The sequence below is a fragment of the Cobetia sp. SIMBA_158 genome (genome assembly GCF_046566945.1).
GTDB lineage: Bacteria > Pseudomonadota > Gammaproteobacteria > Pseudomonadales > Halomonadaceae > Cobetia > Cobetia amphilecti.
On the sequence record NZ_JAWJYL010000379.1, the window covers coordinates 1 to 271 of the forward strand.

General features: G+C 38.4%; 1 protein-coding gene. It reads left to right on the forward strand.

What is annotated here, in order from left to right:
* The coding region (locus R2R70_RS20370; RefSeq protein WP_410978957.1) for a hypothetical protein at positions 1–271 on the forward strand (271 nt) is incomplete at both ends.

Consider the following 271-nt stretch of genomic DNA (forward strand, 5'->3'; position numbering starts at 1 on the left):
GTAAAAGAAGACGGAGAGTTCGCTAACACGCAAACAGGCAAGTACTGTGGTGATGAGCAGACACTAAAAAAAGCGATTTCATTATTCGAACTGGAAAACAAGGTAAAACTCATCCCAGGTGATGCGCTAGTCACTATTCCCGAATACGAAAAAGAAAATCCACACTCTTTAATTTCTTTCGCTTACTTAGATTTTGATTTATACGAGCCAACTCGTGCTGCATTAAAGTTACTTTCGGATTCAATTAGTGTTGGTGGTGTAATTGTTTTTG